The sequence below is a fragment of the Candidatus Protofrankia californiensis genome (genome assembly GCF_900634765.1).
Lineage (GTDB): Bacteria > Actinomycetota > Actinomycetes > Frankiales > Frankiaceae > Protofrankia > Protofrankia californiensis.
The window spans coordinates 1-19,193 of the sequence record NZ_CAAAFT010000001.1; the positions used below are offsets into that span (position 1 = coordinate 1).

At 66.5% G+C, this 19,193-nt stretch carries 10 protein-coding genes, 1 tRNA gene and 1 pseudogene; 7 read left to right on the top strand and 5 right to left on the bottom strand.

All coding sequences use genetic code 11. The features are described from left to right. Positions 1–220 (top strand): MbtH family protein (locus tag DD1DGNOD_RS00005; protein WP_131769156.1); only part of this gene is annotated, 220 nt, incomplete at its 5' end. 491 nt (positions 221–711) lie between these two features. On the opposite strand, the gene DD1DGNOD_RS00010 is transcribed toward DD1DGNOD_RS00005, so the two are convergent. After that, on the bottom strand, positions 712–2,694 hold the full coding sequence (locus DD1DGNOD_RS00010; protein ID WP_131764589.1) for an ABC transporter ATP-binding protein: 1,983 nt from the start codon (positions 2,692–2,694) through the stop codon (positions 712–714). Positions 2,695–2,823: 129 nt separating this feature from the next. On the opposite strand from DD1DGNOD_RS00010, the gene DD1DGNOD_RS26265 reads away from it, so the two are divergent. After that, on the top strand, positions 2,824–2,991 hold the full coding sequence (locus DD1DGNOD_RS26265) for a hypothetical protein (protein ID WP_165034624.1): 168 nt from the start codon (positions 2,824–2,826) through the stop codon (positions 2,989–2,991). On the opposite strand, the gene DD1DGNOD_RS00015 is transcribed toward DD1DGNOD_RS26265, so the two are convergent. Both DD1DGNOD_RS00015 and DD1DGNOD_RS00020 read right to left on the bottom strand, forming a co-directional pair. Then, complete coding sequence (locus DD1DGNOD_RS00015) at positions 2,984–4,834, bottom strand: ABC transporter ATP-binding protein (protein WP_131764590.1); 1,851 nt, start codon at positions 4,832–4,834, stop codon at positions 2,984–2,986. The two genes, DD1DGNOD_RS26265 and DD1DGNOD_RS00015, sit on opposite strands and share 8 nt — an antisense overlap. A 202-nt stretch (positions 4,835–5,036) precedes the next feature. Next, positions 5,037–6,437: a lysine N(6)-hydroxylase/L-ornithine N(5)-oxygenase family protein gene (locus DD1DGNOD_RS00020; protein ID WP_131769157.1), complete on the bottom strand. Its 1,401-nt coding sequence runs from the start codon at positions 6,435–6,437 to the stop codon at positions 5,037–5,039. A 576-nt stretch (positions 6,438–7,013) separates the two neighbouring features. On the opposite strand from DD1DGNOD_RS00020, the gene DD1DGNOD_RS00025 reads away from it, so the two are divergent. From DD1DGNOD_RS00025 to DD1DGNOD_RS00040, 4 genes and pseudogenes are all read left to right on the top strand, one after another. Then, positions 7,014–7,086 (top strand) — tRNA-Ala (locus DD1DGNOD_RS00025). A 530-nt stretch (positions 7,087–7,616) separates the two neighbouring features. Then, the gene (locus DD1DGNOD_RS00030) at positions 7,617–8,903 is read left to right on the top strand and encodes a hypothetical protein (protein ID WP_131764591.1); all 1,287 of its coding nucleotides are present in this window, start codon (positions 7,617–7,619) and stop codon (positions 8,901–8,903) included. Next, positions 8,900–10,303, top strand: coding sequence for a hypothetical protein (locus tag DD1DGNOD_RS00035; protein ID WP_131764592.1), 1,404 nt, complete (start codon positions 8,900–8,902; stop codon positions 10,301–10,303). Before DD1DGNOD_RS00030 ends, DD1DGNOD_RS00035 begins: the two co-directional genes overlap by 4 nt. Before the next feature lie 828 nt (positions 10,304–11,131). Then, positions 11,132–12,544, top strand: a pseudogene (locus tag DD1DGNOD_RS00040) (IS1634 family transposase); the annotation flags it as partial. Between the two features lie 595 nt (positions 12,545–13,139). Here DD1DGNOD_RS00040 and DD1DGNOD_RS00045 read toward each other — a convergent pair. Then, positions 13,140–16,589 (bottom strand): hypothetical protein, encoded by a 3,450-nt coding sequence (locus tag DD1DGNOD_RS00045; protein ID WP_206442845.1) that lies wholly within the window; start codon positions 16,587–16,589, stop codon positions 13,140–13,142. Between DD1DGNOD_RS00045 and DD1DGNOD_RS27575 the strand changes: the two genes are divergently transcribed. Continuing rightward, positions 16,560–17,183: a hypothetical protein gene (locus tag DD1DGNOD_RS27575; RefSeq protein ID WP_206442846.1), complete on the top strand. Its 624-nt coding sequence runs from the start codon at positions 16,560–16,562 to the stop codon at positions 17,181–17,183. The genes DD1DGNOD_RS00045 and DD1DGNOD_RS27575 overlap by 30 nt on opposite strands. Before the next feature lie 1,481 nt (positions 17,184–18,664). Here DD1DGNOD_RS27575 and DD1DGNOD_RS00050 read toward each other — a convergent pair. Beyond that, the coding region (locus tag DD1DGNOD_RS00050; protein ID WP_206442847.1) for a hypothetical protein at positions 18,665–19,193 on the bottom strand (529 nt) is incomplete at its 5' end.

Sequence of the window (19,193 nt, forward strand, 5' to 3'; positions counted from 1 at the left end):
GACCAACCCGTTCGAGGAACCCGACGGCGTCTACACCGTCCTGGTCAACGCCGAGGGGCAGTACAGCCTGTGGCCGGACTTCATCGACGTCCCGGCCGGCTGGACGGTCGAGCACGGGCCGGGCCCGCGCCAGGAGTGCCTGGACTACATCGAGACACACTGGACGGACATGCGCCCCAAGAGCCTGATCGAGGCAATGGAAGCCGCCGCCCGCAACTGACCCACCGCTGCCGCCGGCCCGCCCCCGCATGCCCGGCCCGGGCCGGCCGGTGCCGACAGCATGCGCTCTGGCTGGTTACCCGTCCCGCACGCCCGGCCCCGGGTTCGGTACCGGAAGATTCCCGCGTGCGCGGGGAGCGTTCGTATCCGAGCGCCCGGCTCGGGCCGGTAGTGCCTACATCACGCAGTCCGGCTGATCACACCCGCCCCGTGCATGTGACCTGTCTCATCCGCCCGGCATGGGCTCGATACCGGAAGATCCCCGCGCCTGCGGGGCCACCCGTCCCGTACATCCGGCCCAGGCCGCGTCCAGCCCCTGGACCGCCCCGTCCGGCGGCCCGGGTCCCCGGAGCGCGGGCCAGGCGGCGCGGACGGCGTCCGCGACCACCCGTCCGGAGCATGATCTGGGCGAGTTTGTCGTTCGGTACGCTTTTCGGCTCGGTCGGCGTACCCAACGACAAACAACCGGTGATCTTCTTTTTGCCGGGTGTTCTACTGACCGACGGGGGCGTCCTGTGGCGCGCGAGTGTCCGACCATGCCTCCCACAGCGCCGCGTAGCGCCCGCCGGCGGCGATGAGCTCGTCGTGCGTACCGGTTTCGACGATCCGCCCGTCGTCCAGGACGACGACGAGGTCCGCGCCGGCCGACTGGGTGAGGCGGTGCGCGACGACCAGTCCGGTCCGGCCCGCCAGCGCCTGCTCGGCGGCGGCTTCCAGGATGCGGGCACCGGCGCTGCCGGCGTCCGCGGTGGCCTCGTCGAGGATCGCCACGGGCGGGTCGGTGAGGACCAGGCGGGCGAGCGCGAGCTGCTGGGCCTGCGTGACGGTCAGCCGGTGCCCGCCCTCCCCCACCACGGTGGCCAGCCCCTCGGGCAGCGCTTGCGCCCATCCCGCCGCGCCGACCCGGTCGAGCGCCGCCAGCAGCTCGTCGTCGCCGGCGTCTGGGCGGGCCAGCCGCAGGTCGTCGGCGAGCGGCCCGGCGAAGACGTGCACGTCCTGGGAGATCAGGACGACTGTCCGGCGGACCGCGGCCGGGCCGAGCTCGTCCAGCTCCACGCCGCCGAGCGCGATCGACCCGCTGGTGGGGCGGTGGATGCCCGCGATGAGCCTGGCCAGGGTCGTCTTGCCCGCGCCGCTGGCGCCGACGAGCGCGACCCGTTCGCCCTGCTCGATGTCGAGGTCGACGTCACGTAGCACCTCGTGGCCGGGCCGGTAGGCGTGGCCGACGCCGGCGGCCCTGACCGAGGCGTCCACCGGCACGGCGACCGGCACGGCGACCGGCGCGGTCACCGGCCTGGTGGCTGGCCTGGTGGCCGGGACCGCGACCGGCGCGGCGTCCGGCACATTGGCTGACACGTTGACCGGCGCATTGACCGGCACATTGGCCGGCTTGGCGGGCCGGTGTGGTTCCGGCGTCGTCGGGATGTCGGCGACGCCCACCATCCGGGCCAGGCTCGCGGTCGCGGCCTGGGCCTCGTCGACGAGCGCCAGCGCCACGTTGATCGGGTTGAACAGGTTGTGGAAGTACAGGGCCGCCGCGGTCGCGGTGCCGATCGTCACCGATCCGTTACGTACCAGCAGGAACCCGACCGTGAGGACGGCGGCGAGACCTATGAACTCGGCGAGGTTCAGCCGGGCGTAGAACCGCGTGATCAGATGGATTCCCCGCAGGGCCAGGTCGACGGTGGTCCGGGAGCGCCGGGTGACCCGGCCGATGTGCTCGTCGTCGCGGCGGAACGCCCGGACGGTGGCCGCGCCGCCGATGGTGTCGAGGAGCTGCTGCTGCTGGGCGCCGGCGGCGATACGTTGCTCGGCGTAGAGGGGGATGCTGCGCCCGGCGTACCAGCGGACCGCCTGGAACTGGACGGGCGCGGCTAGCAGGGCCGCGAGCGTGAAACGCCAGTCGAGGACCGCGAGCCCCACCAGGGTGAACCCGATGGTCAGAGCGGCGTGGGCCATCTCCGGCAGCGCCCCGCGGACCGCCTCGGTGATCCTCGTGACATCGTTGGTCACGCGTGAGGTCAGGTCGCCGGTACCGGCCCGTTCCACCTGTTCCAGCGGCAGGGTGAGCGCGCGTTCCACGAAGCGTTCGCGCAGGACGGCCAGCACTCCTTCGCCGAGCCGGGCGACGAGGGTGACCCCGACCGCGGTCAGCACGCCCTGCGCGACCGCGACGACCACGAGCAGCACGACCGGGGTGGTGATCGCGCCGGCTGGCCGGCCGTCGGCCACTACGTCGACGATGTGGCCGAGCAAGGGCGCGGTGAGCAGGCCGACCACCGTCGACAGGGCCAGCACGCCGAACGCGGTGATGGTCAGCGCCCGCCGCTCACGCAGCAGCTTGCCGACCGTGGCCCGGATGCGCGCGTTGGTCGCGGTGGGTAGCAGTTCCCGGTTGCCGTCCGGCCGCACGGACGCCTCGAGCCTGGTCGTGGATGCCTCGGGGCTGACCGTGGACGCCTCGGGGCTGGTCATCGTCGGTTCTCCCGCGTGGTCATCGTGCCAGGACAAGTACTCAGGGCCACCTGCCCGGCCCGCGCACCGGCTCTCATGTGGACACTTGTTATCGCATGAGCACCGTCCGCCATATGGACAACGTCTGCCATGTGGACAGTGCCCACTATGTGGGCAGCGCTCGCCATGCGGACGGTGACCGTCGGATGGACACTGCCCGCAGTGTGGACACTGCTCACCGTGGGGACAGTGACCGCTATGGGGACAGCGCTCGTCGCGGGGACGGTGGTCATCAGGTGGACGGTGGCCGTCATGTGAGCACGGTCGCCCGGTAGTCCGCGTGGCCGTGGACGAGCTCGCCGTGGGTACCCTCGACGGCCACCGTGCCCCCGTCGACGACCACCACCCGGTCGGTCACCGCGAGCAGGGCCGGGCTCGTCGTGATCAGGATGGTGGTCTGGCCACGGCGGATGTCGCGTATACCGGCCGCGATCCGCGCCTCGGTGACCGCGTCCACCGCTGTGGTGGGGTCGTGCACGGCCAGCACGGGGGAGTCGACGGCGAGCGCGCGGGCAAGCGCGATACGTTGCCGTTGCCCACCCGACAGTGACCGTCCACGTTCGGCGAGCACTTCGTCGACACCGTTCGGGAGGGTGCTCGCGACCTCGTCGGCTCCCGCCGCCGTCAGCGCCCGTCCAACCACCCCTCCGGTACGGGCCCCCGCCGCGCCACCGGCATCGGCACCGACCGAGCTCCCGGCGCTGATACCGACCGTGGCCGGGCCGCTTCCGAGGCCATGCCCGGTGAGCCCACTCCCAACAGCGACAGGCTGACGTCCGGCGGGCTCATCTTCAGCCGGCTCACCGCCGGGCGTGGGCGCCACGACGTTCTCGATCAGGGTTCCCTCGAACAGTTCCGCGTCGTGCGCGGCCACCAGGACCGCTGCGCGGACCGCCGCCGGGTGCACCTCGGACAGCGGCACCCCGTCGAGCTCGACCGAGCCGGTGTCGGGGTCCGCCTCGCGTCCCAGGCACCGCAGGACGGCGGTGGCCGCCGCCGGATCAGCCGTGACGACTCCCAGCAGCTCGCCGGGGGCGGCGGTGAACGTCAGGCCTCGCAGCGGCCCGTAGGTCACGTCCTGGAAGCGGACCTGGCCCCGCACAGGCTCGGGAAGGCTCCTCGTCCCGGCCCCGACCGCCGGGGACGCCGCCAGCACCGAGGCGATGCGGCCGGCGGACGCCCGGCCCTGGGCGAATTCCGCGTTCACCCAGGCGAAGATCGACAGCGGTCCGAGCAGGAACTGGGCGAGCCCGACCGCGGCGATCAGATCACCGACCGAGATGTCGCCCTCGGCCGCGAGCCGGCCCGCGACCAGCGCGACCAGCGCGATGAAGATCCCGGTCAGCGCGAGGACGCCGCCGTCGTGCCAGGCCTTCGCGCTGGCCGCCCGCAGGGTCGCGGTTAGGGAGTCCTGGCTGGTGCGCCGGTAGCGGGCGATGGCGGCCGGCTCGGCGCCGATGCCCTTGAGCACCCGCAGCCCGGCGACAAGGTCGGCGGCGACACCCGAGGCGTGCGCGGCGCGTTCCTGCTCGGTGTCGCTGCGGCGTTCCAGCGGCCGGCCGAGCAGATGCGTCCCCCACAGCAGGAACGGCGCGCCGAACAGCACCAGCAGGCCGAGCGGGACGGAGACCGTGAGCAGCGCGACCGCGCCGACCAGCAGGCCGGTGACGGCCGCGATCGACGCGGGCAGCGCCGCGTTCACGATGCCGACCCGCTGGGCGTCCCCCGTGGCGATGCTCACCAGCGCCCCGGACAGGCGACCGGTTTCCGCGCCCGCCCGCGGGTCCAGGACACGGCGGGTGAGCTGGATGCGCAGGTTGTGCGCGGAGCGTTCGGCGGCACGTTCCCCGAACCGCGCGCCGAAGCGGTAGCAGAACGAAAGGCCGGCGAACGTGACCGCGAGGACGGCGAGCCAGCGAAGGAGATCGCCGGTGGCCCCGGTCGACACGGCCCGGTCGATGATGATCCCGATCAGGACCGGGACCAGGGCCTCACCGACCTGATGCCCCGCGACCATCACCGAGCCCACGGCGATCTGGCGCCACTGGCTGATGATCGAGCTGGTGAGGACGTCCTGTCTCGACGGCCCGCCAGTACGCACCCTTGCCCTCCGGTCCGTTGCTCGTCGTCCTCCGGCTACGAGCGATCATCCTTTGGTTGTGATCGGATGGTTCGCCCAGGCCGTCGCCGTGCCCGGCACGCCACTGCACGCCACTGTGGGCCGCTGCACGCCACTGCGGGTCACCGCGGACCGCCGTGGACCGCCGTGGACCGCCGTGGACCGCCGTGGCCGTGCCGCCTGGTCAGCCCAGCGCCAGGGCCGGAGCGTCGGCGGTCACCTCGTCCGTGGCCGAGGTGTCGTCGACATGCTCGCTGGAGTGGCCATCGGCATGGTCGAGGGTGGAGCGCAGGAGCTCCCCGGCCCGGACGGCGACGTTCGACAGCAGCGTCGAGGAGATGCCGTGCGCGTACTCGGTGGCACCAGGGATGTAGATGCCGGCCGTGGTCCCCGCCGAGGTGATCACCCGGTAGTCGCGCCGCACCCGCAGACGGCCGGCGTCGTCGGCGTTGTACACCGCCGCCATGCCGCCGAGCAGACGCCACGGGTCGCGGGAGCGGTAGCCGGTGGCCAGCACCACCACGTCCGCGTCGAGGGTCTGGCGCCGGCCGGTGGGGAGGAACTCGATGGTCGCCCGGACGCCGTCCGGGATGTCCTCCAGGCCGGTGACCCGGGATGCCCGCACCATGTGCAGCCGCTCGACGCCGCGCACCTTCTCCTGGTAGACGCGGCGGTACAGCTCGTCGATGAGATCGGTGTCGACCACCGAGTAGTTGGTCCCCCGGTGGTAGTCGAGCAGCATCGCCCGGACCTCGTCGGAGGCGTGGAAGAAGTCGTCGACCGCGGTCGGGTCGAAGATCTGGTTGGCGAACGAGCTGTCGTCGGCGGGGCTGAAGCCGTAGCGGGCGAACACCGTGTGCACCGCGGCCCGCGGGAAGTTGGAGTGGAGGTACTCGGTCACCTCGGCCGCGCTCTGGCCGGCGCCGACGACGAGGAACCGCCCCCGCGGTGTCGACGGCATGGCGTTGACGCGGTCGAGCAGGTCGTGGTTGTGCCAGATCCGCTCGGTGATCTCGATCCCGTCCGGCGTGCGAGGCTCCAGGCCGGCCGCGATGACGACGTTGCGGGCCCGGCGCACCTCGGTCCGCTCGGGATCCCCGCCGCGCCGGCTCACCACGTCGATGAAGGCGATCTCGCTGCCGCGGGTGACCGGCCGTAGGTCGATGACCTCCGAGCCGTACTCCACGAGATGGTCGAGGCGGCTCGCCGCCCATTCCAGGTAGTCGTGGAACTCGTGCCGCAACGGGAACATCGTCTTGTGGTTGATGAAGTCCACCAGCCGGTCCTGGCCGTGCAGGTACGACACGAAGCTGAAATCGCTCGCCGGGTTGCGTAGGGTAACGAGATCCTTCAGGTACGACACCTGCATGGTGGCGCCGTCGAGCAGCATTCCCCGATGCCAGCCGAAGCGTTCCTGGCGTTCCAGGAAGGTGACCCGCAGTGCCGCCGAGGGTGCTACCTGGGCGTTGTGTTCCTCGACGGCGATTGCCAGGGCGAGGTTGGAAGGTCCGAACCCGATCCCGACCATGTCGTGGACACCGAGTTCTGTCAGTTCTCCGGCCCGATCGTGCAGACGTCCTACCATGGCTGCCCTTCCAGTCATGTGACCGCGTCGGCGCTGACCAGACGTACCTCGTCCGAGGACGCTCAGGCGGAGCACCATGTCATGATTATTGGTTAAGTTAGGCTTACCTATACTCGGAATAATCCGGCGATGTCAAGGTTGTGCACCTCTTCGCGCTCCGTTGTGTACGGGCCGTCGCGTGCTCCTTCGCCGCCTGCCGATGTGATTGACTTCATCAACTTTGGTTAACCTAACTTATAGTGAATCAGGTAGTGCTGTCCGGCGGACCGCAACAACGCTGGTCGTATCCGGAGTCATGATGTACGCAGAGGGCTCGCGTCCCGCCCCTACGTGACGACGGGCCTCCCGCGTCCCGGCGCGATGCGACCCCCGCCGGCAGCTCCCTACCAGCGCCCGGTCTGTCGGCGTCCGTGCCGAGGACGGCGCGGCCCAGCCCGCCAGCCTGTCGCATACCTCGCCGTGTCGAGCGATCAGGTCGGCGCATGGCCTGAACCATGATCGTGATCGTGATGCCGCGATCCGCCAGCTACCGGCCCACCGGAGCCCCCGTGTCGTACTCTTGGTTGGGTCGTCTCCGGGGGCGTAGCTCAATTGGCAGAGCACTGCCTTTGCAAGGCAGGGGTTAGGGGTTCAAGTCCCCTCGTCTCCACCCCGTTCGCCCAGGTCAGAAGCATGATCAAAGATCTTTGGCCGATCCATAAAGATCATTAGTTAGCGGCTCGTTAGCAGGACTCGGCGACATGGCACGACACGGGGCAACCCACGGCGGCATCAGGCGGCATCCGGCGGCGGTCCGGTCGCGGGGCAGTTGAACACACTCCGTGATGGCCAGCCGGCTGGATCGAGGAGGGGCGGCCAGCCAGTCGACAGGCTGTCGATGCTTTTGATCGTCACTCAAGATCTCGCAGGGCATGGCTTCCCAGCCGCGTTTTGGACATATTCGTGATCCTGTGATCGCCCTGGTGTTCCGAGCTGGCCAGGATGTGAGCGGTACGCGCGAAGCGGGTCGACGTTGGCGCGGTCGCACATCTACCTTTGATCATTTTGGCGCGGCTTTACGGTGCCGTGTTCGCTCCGGAGCTGTGCGGCAGGGGCTAGCCGGTCAGGCCAGTCCTCTTCCCGTGGCTGGCGGCCTCCAGCGGCAGCGATGTTGTCGGTGCTGGCACGTACTGTGAGCTCGTGGCGTCGAGTACACGCAAGCACATCCCCGATTCGGTCACCAACCGGCTGTTCGCCCTCTCCGGTAATCAGTGCGCCTTCCCCGGCTGCACGAACACGGTTACGCATCAGGTTGCTCCAGGAGAGCAGCCGGTGACGTTGGGGCAGCGCGCCCATATCGTCGGGGTCGGCCGACAGGGTCCGCGATCCCACGCGGTCCCGCTGTCGGACGACGTGGACGCCGTGGAGAACCTGACGTTGTTCTGCGGGCGCTGTCATCCGATCGTCGACCGCAATCCCCGGATCTACTCGGTGGAGGTACTCGCGAAGTACAAGGCCGATCACGAGGCGCGGTTGGCGGCCAAGAACCTGCAGCCGGCTCCGTTGTCGTTGGAGGCCGACATTGTCGATCTTTCTCTGCTGCCGGTCTCCGAGTTGCCGGACTCCGTCTGGAGGGCGACGTCGGTGTTCCGCACGACCGCCGAGGTCGACGAGCACCTGCCGCGGCCGAAGCACAACCAAGTCCTGCCGTTCGTGCTGCTCAAGGGTGAGGTGTGGGCGTTTCACGATCTCGCCGGGCCAGAGAGTCCGTTCCAGGAGGTGGTTGACCCGGATTCGGCCGAACGGCTCGATGCCACGGGCCTGCTGAAGTCGGAGAACAAGAACATCTATGTCTGGCTGCTGAACGCGGCACTGCGCCGGGCGCTTCTCCGGCGTGGTGTGCGCTATGACCGTGGCCATGACCGCTACTACTTCCTTGCGGATCACGAGAACGTCACTCGGCGTGTGGAGGCCAAGACCAAAACGGGCCGGAGGCAGTCGGCGAAGAAGGTTGTCCGGCAGGAAGGTGAGCGCTCGGAACGCCCACCTAACGTCTGGTGGCATCTGGCTGCGCAGCTTCGCTTCGAGCAGTTCGAGCCGGGCTCATGGGGTCTGACCATCCGGCCGGAGTTCCACCTTACGAAGGATGGGCAGGAGCCGCTTGAGCCACGCCGCGTCGGACGTAGGGTGACCAAGCGCAAGTCGCGCATGTACAACGAGGGCTACTTCGACGCGGTCCACTTCTTCCGCTACTTCCTGCTGGACGGCAAGGCCCGCGTCGTCCTGGAGGTGGGGCAACAGGCGATCATCGTCGATGGGGACTTCCCGCGCGTGAACGCCAAGTGGCCGCAGATCACGGACAAACGCTTCGATCCGATCTCCATGCTTGACAGCGACGACGAGGACGACGTGTTGGATGCCCTGGTCGGCTCCTGGGAGCTCGACGAATGGGACTGGGGCGCGGAACACAGCGAGGACGACCAGTGAGCCTGACCCTCAAGCCGCTGCGCCCGGCCGTTGAATGGCTCGATGAGCCGTATCTGGCCTTCGCTGACGGTCTCGTCCACATCGATCCCAAGGTCGGTATCCCGGCGTCCGGCCCGTGGTCACGAGACCAGCCGAATCATCCTTCGTCGGTGACTGCCGGCTTCATCGGGACCGCTGACTGCATCGCGAAGGCCCGCGCGTGGCTGTCCCGTGCGGCTGAGGGTGTCGACGGTGACGACGACCACCATCCGTTCTGTGGCTTCCAGCTCAACGGACCGTTCGCCTCACAGTTGCGGACCAACGGGCCGGAGGCGAAGATAACTGCCAACGAGATCCGTGAGCTGACGGCCAACCGGCTGAAGAAGCTCGATGGTCTGAAGCACCTGCTGGACCTCATCGACAACCGCCTTGTGCAACTGGCGAGTCTGGACGCCCCACCCACGGTGGTGTTCATCACGCTCCCCACGGAGATCACCAAACGCTACTGGGCTGTCCATCAGACGAACCGGGGCGTGGAGACCGTATGGAACCTCCGTGCAGGCATCAAGGCCCGTGCGATGCGGCGCGGACTGCGGACACAACTGCTCCAACAGGAAACCATTGAATCGGATCTTGAGGCGCACACCTCTGGCCTTGAACATCCTGCTGATCTTGCGTGGAACCTGTTCACCGCGGTCTATTTCAAAGCCGGTGGGTTTCCCTGGGCGCCCGTCGGCATCCCCGCGGGAACCTGCCACATCGGGGTGACGTTCTACCGGCCACACGGCGAGCGGTCGGCCATGAGGACCAGCGTCGCCCAAGCGTTCGCCGAGAACGGCGACGCGTTCGTGCTGCGAGGCAACCCGTTCGAGTGGAACGGAAAGTGGCCGCACCTTCCCGCCGAAGAGGCTGCCCGGCTGATCGCAGACGTCGCCGACCGATACACACAGACAATGAAGCGCCCACCCCGACGGCTCGTCGTTCACAAGCAGTCATGCTTCTTCCCCGACGAACTCTCAGGATTCCAGGACTCCCTCAACGGCTACGACTACGATCTGGTCGCGCTCGCCCCGTCAACCGGCATGCGCCTGATGCGCCACGGTGAGTATCCGCCACCCCGAGGCGTCTGCGTCAGCGTCGGCGACCGCCGATATCTCTATACGACCGGGTACATCCCCTCGCTCGGACGCTATCCCCACGGGCACGTTCCGACTCCGGTACAAATCACCGATCACGTCGGGGAATCCGCCCCCCAGGAGCTTCTCCGCGAGGTGCTGCTGCTGACGAAGATGAACTGGAACTCGGCGCGCTTCGCCGAGAAGCTTCCGGTCACCGTCCGTTTCGCCAATGAAGTAGGCGCCATCCTGCGCGATCTCCCCGACGACTGCACTCCAGAGGCGCGATACGCCTTCTATATGTGAGGAAAGCCGCACGCTGGTGATGGAAAACAGACTGTGTAGGGGGATTGATGGATCGTCACCCGGCGGCGAGACGCTGTGCCTTAGTCGGCGTGGACTCGGGCAAAGCGGCGAACAGGCCGTACTCAATTCGGGATAGATATTGGTGATCATTTCTTGTGGGTTCGGATTCACGGGATGACGCCTTCCGGATCGATCTGCATCCTGTCCGAAATATTCCATCTTCGTGATCATTTATAGGCGCGTGCCATCCACGTAACGATTGGTGATCGGATGGACTACGGTCGCCTCCGCGCTGGCGGGCATTTGTGCGACCAGCATCTAGTCGTTTACGGTCGTTCATGTCGCAGTTCTGCGCGGAGCCGTTCGACGAGTAGCCTGCGGTAAAAACGAGCGCGATGAAGTAGAAGCGTTGGTCATCGTCAGAGGGCCAGGGCAGATTCGATGAGCCTGAGCTATCGTCCGCCCGGCGGCCTACCCATGGCGACCAGGTGCTATACCGGATGATGGAGGTGGCCGTAGGGAATGTCGTCCCCTAGTCCGAGTTTCCTGACTGGCGGGTAACTTGGACCTCTCCGTCCATGATCAACGATCTGGTGCGTGCCGGTTGACCTGCGTCGTTGCGCGACCGGATGGTTGCGATCATGGCCTTTGAGGGTGCATTACCCATATTGGGGCGCCGATCATCAAGAAACGGCGGGGTGACCCAGTGTACCTGTACGCCGCCACGTCCGCGCGGGTCGACGGGCAGCCCAGGATCGTAGACCAGGTCTATCTCGGCACCGAGGACGAGGTGATCGCCCGGCTGGCCGGGCAGGGCGGGGGTGGCCTGGCGCTGCCGAGCACTGCCGGTTCGGTGACGTCGCCGCCGTGTGGGGGATGCTCACCCGTCTGGACGCCGCCGGGATCATCGACACCCTGGTCGGGGACGCGAAGGTCAGCGGCGGGGTGACGGTCGGGACCTACCTGGCACTGGCCGTGCTCAACCGGGTCTGCGACCCGCGGTCGAAGGCCGGCTTCGCCGACTGGTACACGACGACCTCGCTGCCCAGGATCATTCAGATCCCGGCGAAGACGCTGGAGCACCGCCGGTTCTGGGACGCGATGGACCGCGTCGACCTGGAGAGGGTCGACGAGATCGAGGCGGCGCTGACCCGGCGGATGATCGAGGTGTTCGGGCTCGACACCTCCGGGCTGATCCTGGACATGACGAACTTCGCGACGTTCCTGGACTCCATGAACACCCGCGCCCCGGTCGCGGCCCGAGGCAAGGCCAAGCAGAAGCGCTACGACCTGCGCCTGGTCGGCCTCGGCCTGGTCGCCACGAGGGACGGCGGGATCCCGCTGCTCTCCCGGGTCTACAAGGGCAGCCAGCCCGACGTCACCCAGTTCACCCCGATGATCGAGGAACTGGCCCGCCGCTACACCGACGCCGTGACCGCGCCGGGCGGGCTGACGCTCACCTTCGACGCCGGGCAGAACTCGACCGTGAACTTCACCCGGCTCGCCGAGCTCGGCCTGCGTTTCGTCGGCTCGGTCCCCCCGTCCGGCCTGCCCGACCTACTCGCCCGCCCGGCCGCCGACCGGACGCTGGTCGGCCGCTACGCCGGCGAGGGGCTGACCGCGCTCGACACCCGCGCCGCGGTACTCGGCGCCGACCGGCGGGTGATCCTGACCCACTCGCCGACGCTGCGCACCGCCCAACGGGTCGGCTTCGCCCAGACCCTCGCCAAGGCGACCGGGACGCTCGACGAGCTCGCCGCCCGCCTCGCTCGCGGCCGCACCCGCCGGGGCCGGGCCGCGGTCGAAGCCGACATCCGGACCATCCTCGCCCCACGCTGGGCCGCCCGGGTGCTGCGCACCGAGCTGACCGGCGACACCCCCACCTCCCTGCGCCTGACCTGGACCCACGACGAAACGGCGCAGGCCGCCCTGGAAGAGGAGATCTTTGGCAAACGGATCCTCGTCACCGACCACGACGACTGGCCGGTCGACCAGGTCATCGACGCCTACCGATCCCAGGAAGACCTCGAGGCCGGGTTCCGCCAGGCCAAGGACCCCCACGTCGTGTCGTTCGCCCCGATCCACCACTTCACCGACCACAAGATCCGGATCCACCTGTTCACCTGCGTGCTCGCCCTGTCGGTGGCCCACCTGATGCGGCGAGAAACCGAGCACTGGCTATGTCGGTCACAACGAGCACCAACTGCTGACGGCGATGGGCACCAGTCCGAGATCCGATGAGCCGGTGTCGATGAGAACGAGCACCACGGTGGCGAGCCTGCGCACTCGTGTCACCACGGCGCCTTCTCGCTGCGCTTTTGCCTGGTACGAAACGGGATCGAGCCGGGCGGTGGCCGGGGACACTGGGCGCGCTGGCGGCACGGCGCGCCCAGTAGTGCTCGAACTCAGCGACATCGCGGCGGCGGTAACCCGACTCCGTGGTGCTCGTGGCGGCCAACATTTGGTGCCCGTTCTCGCTTGCGTAGCCATGACACGGTAGACGCATTGGGTGTTCCCGACCGACACAGCAACGTCGGCCTGCTTGAGATTTCAGCCTCGACTACCGGGAAGATACGTGCCCATGGTCGATCCACAGGTCTGACCACGGCTTGTCGAGCGTGACGGCACCTCGAGGGCCAGTTTGAGCAGAAGAGCGTTTACAAGATCTTGGGTATCGGTGTAGTTGCGCTCACCTGATCGAACTCGCCGGTGGACAGCGACATCACAAGATCCGTTTCAGTGCCTACAGTATTGTCCTGTCCGTCCAGGTTGATGATCTTCATGGTTGGAGTATAGGGGATGTCAGGGTAATTTGCGCGGAACGGGGGAGTGCGTGTCAGAGAACCGGAGGAGCGGGTCCTGACTCCTCGGGCTTGGCCATAGCTGCCGAAACGGGAGTTTTCTTTCTGCCGAGTTTCTCGAGCTGTTTGGTCAGGCTGTCGCGTTCATGGATGAGGGCGTTGAGTTGGTCGCGCTGTGGGAACGGCTGGCCCTTCAGCTCTCGAGCTTTAGTGATTTCCTCGCTGAGCCTGTCAGCGGTGGCGTCCAGAGCGCTGAGAATCGTATCGAATCGGCGGATGTTCTTCTCGAGATTGACAATGACACGTCCGGGGTCGGCCGCGTCGTCAGCGACGTCTATGTTGATAACGTTGTCGTGTGCGCCATCGACCCATATTTCGAGAGAGCTGGATAGGCGCCGTGTGATGACGGGTATATTGCCGATAGTTCCGAGTGTGACGTCTTGGAGATATCGATCTTTTGTTTGTAGGTGAGCCCGGTCTATGAGGTGGGTACCCGCAGCGGTTCGGTCGTCGAACCATTTTCCGTCGATCATTGCCGTGAAGGCTTTGCCTCGGGTGTCTCGTCGTGCGGCGATGAGCTGGCGGATGCGATCTGCCTGGTCCCGGGTGGCGGTGAGGAAAGTTTCCTCGCTGGTGATGCTGGCAGCAAGATCTTCCTGTTCGTAAGCGTGGGCGGTGGCGAGCCGACGTAAACGGGTGATCTCCATGTCGAGCGCCGCCGCTTGGACGACGAGGGGCGAGCCGGTGGCAAGTGCTTTGATCTCGGCGTAGTTGAGAACCTGATCGGTGTTGAGATCGTCGATGGTTCGGGCATCGGTCTTTCCCGCCATGATCTGTGTGATGAATCGAGCTTTTCTTTCGATAGCTTGCCACATGAAGGCATCAAATGACCCCTCCGTGACATAGCGAATGATATGTACTTCGGGGCACTGATTTCCTTGGCGGAGAATGCGCCCCTCGCGCTGTTCGATATCGGCTGGTCGCCATGGGACGTCGAGGTGGTGCAGTGCGATGAGCCTACGCTGAATGTTGGTACCGACGCCCATTTTTCCGGTACTGCCAATGATGACGTTGATCTGACCATCACGGCAAGCGGTGAAGAGGCGGGCTTTCGCCGCGTCGGTGTCATAGTCATGGACAAAGGCAATCCGCTCGCGGGGAATTCCTAGATCCACGAGTAGGTCACGGAGTGCGTTGTAGATGGTAAACCGACCCTCCTGTTTGGTGGGGGTTCCTTGATCGCAAAAGATGACTTGGCAGGCGCCTGGGGTGGCGTGAGGACGGCCGTCGGCGTCAGTGAACAGATCGGCAGCGTGTTCGTGCCAGAGATCGGCGACGCGTTGGGCGCAGACACCGATTTTGCCGCCGGCCGGGTCAGGCGGACGGCCGACGAGGCGGAGGTCGAGGGATGCGAGCCGACCGTCGCTGCTGATCTTGAGCATGTTGTCATGCTTCGGGTCGATCTTGCCGGTGCGGACTTCCTCGGCACGTTCACCGAGTTCGCTGATGAAGTTGTGGAGTTCGTCCGAGCCGGGAACGGTGACCGTCACCGGTTTGCCGCTGTGGATGGCAGGGGTGGGTAGGCGGATGTCCTCGGCGGTCTTGAGGTCGGCGACAGTGCGGTAGAGGGAGAGGAGCTCCGGGACATTGTCGAAGGCGGCATACCGGGTTTTGACGCGGAAAGAGCCGCCTTCGGGAGCAAGCTCGAGCCCAGTGACGGCACGGGCGAAGGTTGCCGCCCAGGCATCAAAATGCTCGATCTTCATCTCGGCCAGAAGTTCGGGCGCGAGATAGCGCAGCATGACCCACAGCTCGGACAGCGAGTTCGCGATCGGGGTACCGGTGGCGAAAGTCGCAACGCGGGGCCCATGAGCCTGACGGAGCCAGTCGAGTTTCATGCACAGGTCGAAGGCACGCTCGCTGGCCGGGGCGGAGATCGGTAGCTTCGTGACAACGCGGAGCCCCTTGTACATGTGAGCTTCGTCGACGAACAGGTAGTCGACGCCGAACATGTCAAACGTGACCAGGCCCGGGTCCTGGCGGCGTTCGGCGAGAGCTTTCAACCGTGTGGTGAACTTCAGGACGGATTTCTCCAGCTCCTTGACGGTGAACCGATTTTTCTCCCGGTCCATCGCCAGCTCCTGAAGCAGTGCACGGTAAGAATCCCGTTCTTTCTCGAGGAACTCCTTCTCGATCTTTGAGCTGACGCGGAGCATACCGAAACTTGATTGTTTGATGATGATCGCATCCCAGTTCCCGGTGGCGGCTCTGGCTGCGAACGCCTGTCGAGCGTCGCGACCAAGGTCGGACTTCTGGGCGAGCAGGATTTTTGCGTTCGGATAGAGTTGGATGAATTCGCGGCCGAACTGCTCGAGCATGTGATTGGGAACAACGTACATAGGTTTGTTTACGAGCCGAAGTCGGCGCATTTCTTGACCTGCCATGATCATAGCAGCGGTTTTGCCTGCACCCACAACGTGTCCGAGCAGCACGTTACCGCCGTTGCCGCCCATGCCGCCGGAGACGATCCGCCAGGCTGCATCCCGCTGGTGGGAATGGGGAGGGAACGCGGTCGACATGCCTGGAAAAGTCATATGGGAGCCGTCGAAGGTCGGCAGGACCAGGCAATTAAACCGGTCGTTATAGAGACGGCTGAGACTGGTGCTCCGGCTGGGATTCTCCCAGGCCCAGCGGGTGAATTGCTCAGCGATCTGGTCGCGCTTGTTGTTCGCCGCGACGGTCTCCACGACATTGCGGATGCGTGTGCCCTCGTTGTCTTCGTCGTAGACGACGGTCGGCTTCATGTTCAACATCTGCTCGATCAGGGAGACGGCGTTGACCCGCCGTGTACCCCACTTGCTCACCGCCGTAACAAGCTGTCTGCGACGCTGCCAGGGGATGTCGATCTCCCAGGTGGCGGTCTTCTCCGAGTGGTGCACGACAGGTGGCGTGATATCGAGGAGGTCACCGACGAAGGTACCGATGATCTCAGTAGGCAGCCACGGCGCGCCGAGTTGGACTCCGATCTCCTCCGGCGTCAGATCGCGAGGAAGGACCTTCTCGAGCGCACTGACGTTGCGCTCCCATCGAGGATCAGCCACTGCGGCGGCACGAGCGACCTCCAGTTTGGAGCGTACGTTCCCCGACAGATATGCGGTCGCGATCTCGATCCGCTGTTCCGCCTCGATGACAGGCGAATTCGGGGGAAACTCGGTACCGGGACTCGTTGGTGTCGCAGACGAAGGCGGCAGTTCGTAGACGAGGTCACCGAGTTCAGCCAGTGCGCTGTCTTCATCGACGCCGAGCAGGCCAGCGATGCGGTGCAGGTCCGCGCGGCCATAGGTCGCCAGGCACAGCGAGAGTGCTTCGGCGGCAGTCGTGGCGCCGGTGGGCTCGCGGCGCGGCGCGATGACTCGTTCCTCGAAGATCGCAGCTTTTGTGATCTGACCGGTGCTGTGGTCGACGACCTCCAAGGCGGCGAGCAATGGCCAGCCTGGGTCGTCGAGGATGCGTCCGGGGACGCGGGGAGTGACCGCCGGGGGCTGGTCCGCTGTGCTTGGTGCGACCGTGCGAACGTCGGCGAGTCGACCGAAACGGTTCACATAGCGGTCGTAGATGGCATTGAGCCGCCGTCGTTCGGCCTGCCAGGTCTCGGTGTCGGCGGGATCGTCGGAGGTCTGCGCGGCGAGTACGGCTCGGGTGACGTCGCGGAGCGTGATGAGCGCCCGCAGTTCCTCCGTCTCCCGCTTGTTGCGGACTGCGACGGCCCGGTGCTGCCCGTCGCGGCCCAGGATCGACAGAGTGCCGTTCACGAGGGTGAGTGCGCCTACCTCACCGTCGTGTTCGTCGGGGCGTGCAGTGCTGGGCGGAGCTGGACCCGTCGATTCCAGCGGACGCGGGGACCAGCCTCGTCCAGCCTCTTTCGCGCTCGTCGCGATCTGGCGGGCCTGGACGGCGAGCTGGTCGCCCCAGCTCTCGACTGGAGCGACCGTAACTGTGCTGGCGTGCACACCGCCGACGCCGTAGCGGCCAAGAACCCGATCGGGATGCTCGGCGAAGTACCGATTCACCCGGATTGAATCCGGGAGGTCCGGCCGGATGCTGTCCTCTGGCAGCTCAATCTCGACTGTTGTCTCCCAGTCGAATGGTGCTCGGGGCTCGTCCGCCGGCCGGCGACGGAGTACGAGGATGTCGGTGACCACGCTGGTGCCGGCCGCGGCCATGTGAGCGTTCGAGGGGAGCCGGATCGCGCCGAGCAAGTCCGCGCGTTCGTACATGTCCCGGCGGGCTCCTGGGTTGCGGGCATCCAGGGTATATGGCGAAGTGATCGTGACCAAGATCCCGCCGGGTTTCAGGAGATCCAATGCCTTGATTACAAAATGGTTGTGGATGGTGTGGCCATGCGGATTGTGCAACGGGTCATGCAACGGATAGTTCCCGAACGGAACGTTGCCTATCGCCGCGTCGAAGCTGCCTGCCGGCAGCCGGGTTTCTTCAAAACCCTCGGAGAGGATGCGCGCGTGGGGGTAGAGCGCGGTGGCGATGGCAGCCGTGGTCGGTTCAACCTCGACCCCGACGAGGTCGAGGGGGACGTCAGGTGCCAGCCCGAGAAAATGGCCTGATCCACACCCGGGCTCCAGTACCCGGCCACCAGCAAACCCGAGATCAGCGAGAAGATCCCAGCAAACACGGACAAGCGAGGCATCGGTGTAATGGGCGTTGACCGTCGAGGTCCGGGCAGCATTCCACTCGGCTTCATCGAGCAGCGCCCGAATCTCGGCACGTTCAGCGTCCCAACCACTTGCGCGCTCATCGAATACCTGCGGAAGCGATCCCCAGCCCGACCAGCGTGCCAGGATCGTCTGATCGGTGGCGGTCGCGCTCCGTCCGGTATCACGGAGCCACCGCAGTAATTTCAACGCCTCGATGTTGGCACGGGCTTTCCCTCGCACGCCCGGCGGAGCGAGATCGTCTTGAGACCGGGGGCGGAATCGGATATTGGTCTCAGACGCTCGGTCAACCGATGGTCCCGCGGATGTTGAACCTCCCTCCGGCGCGGATTCGGATTCGAGGCGAAAAGCGGCATTCGCTACCGGACTATGGTCTCGAGGTAGCCCATCGGAAGCGGCCTGCGATGCGGGATTGGACTGTGATGTGGGACGAGAGAGGGCTGTTGTCTGGCGCGACTTGTTCGCGTGCGCCCGGCTACCTCCCCTGTGGCTTCGGGCTTCGGACGGTCGCGCGTCCGGCTCTGGGGACGATCTGCCGGAGGGCGCTGATACCTGGTCAGAAATGGAGATATCGTCAAACAGACCTGCTTGTGGGCGAGGTCCGGGGTGTCGCTGGCGGTCGCTGGCACCTCGCCTACCGGGATCAGGATTCTTCGCCGCGCCGGGCGGAGGGGCGTTGGCGACGGATGTCTTACGAGAGCCGCCCTGGGACGGAACCGGTTCGGTGACGTGCTCCGGGCGCCTGTTGGCGGCGACCGTGCCTCTGTCGGGAGCCGAGCCAGCCGAATCGTCGAAAAGCGGGCCCCAGAGGTCGGCTGCGAGGCTGCTGTCTAGTTCTCCTCGTCTGTGTTCGTCGGGTTCAGGAGCGGGAGCGCCCAGAGCTTGTGCTCCCAGTACAGATCCTCCGAGCCCAGCATCGCCACCAGAGCTGCTTCCAGACCCTCGGCCGGGACCGTCAGATACACCTGGTCTGGGACGTCGAAGTCCACGTCCTCGTCCGGCTCGATCTCCCGCGGGCTGATCCGTACCAGTTCCGCCCGGCGCAGCTTCCGCAGGACCGCGACGGCTCCTTCCCGCAGGGCCATCGGCCCGTAGGGGTCGCTCGTCACCCGCTCCGCCATCGCCGGGTCGTTGCGCTCCAGCCAGCCCAGCAGCGCCCCGCTCACCCGGCTGATCGCCTCCGGGTCGTTCGTGGGGGGCGTGTCCCTGCCGAGTGCTGCCGCCATCGTCATCGGTGCCTCCGTCCTGGTCGTATGCAGCGCCATCGACGCGCTGCCCGGTCCGATTACCGGCGGAGTTCCTGGTCGCGGTAGGCAGATGTCCGTCGTCCCGCTCGGCGTCAGGCAACCCTGTCGTCGT